Here is a 975-nt window from a genome sequence, read left to right on the forward strand (position 1 = left end):
CTTTCCGTGAAGAATCTGACGAGCAAACTGGTCACCGCGAAAAAGTAATTATTGATACCAGGGATAAAACTAAAAACCCTGTTATTCAAATTACTGATACAAAAGGTAATGTAATTAAAGGATACAACATCCCGGTAGGGGCACACATTGCTGTTGAAGAAGGCGAAAAACTACAAACCGGACAGGTTATTGCTAAAATTCCTCGTTCAACTGGTAAAACCCGGGATATCACCGGTGGTTTGCCACGTGTAACGGAGTTGTTTGAAGCACGTAACCCATCAAACCCGGCTGTAGTAACCGAAATTGATGGTGTGGTAACCTTAGGTGGCGTTAAACGTGGTAACCGCGAAATGACTATCGAATCAAAAGATGGTCAGATCAAGAAATACCTTGTTCCATTGTCAAAACACATCCTTGTACAGGATAACGACTTTGTGAAGGCTGGTATGCCATTGTCTGATGGTTCTATATCTCCTGCTGATATCCTGGCTATTAAAGGCCCGGCTGCAGTACAGGAATACCTGGTAAATGGTATACAAGAGGTTTACCGTTTACAAGGTGTGAAGATCAATGATAAACACTTTGAGGTGATAGTTCACCAGATGATGCAGAAAGTAGCTATTGAAGATGCAGGTGATACCCGTTTCCTTGAGCGTGAAGCTGTTGATAGCTGGGATTTCATGACCGAGAATGATGAGATATTTGATAAAAAGGTTGTTGTTGAGCCAGGTGATTCAACTACGTTAAAAGCCGGTCAAATTGTATCATTAAGAAGGTTGCGTGATGAGAATTCGATCCTGAAACGTAAAGATCTGCAATTGGTAGAAGTACGTGATGCTATTGCGGCAACTTCAAGCCCGATACTGCAAGGTATCACCAGGGCATCATTAGGTACCAAATCGTTTATCTCGGCTGCATCATTCCAGGAAACAACCAAAGTACTGAATGAAGCTGCAATTGCAGGTAAAAAAGACC

General features: G+C 42.2%; 1 pseudogene. It reads left to right on the top strand.

Annotated elements, in window-relative coordinates:
- Window positions 1-975 (top strand): annotated as a pseudogene (locus tag AC1DRQ_RS31835) (DNA-directed RNA polymerase subunit beta'); the annotation flags it as partial.

The organism is Mucilaginibacter sp. P4_E8 (assembly GCF_056401495.1).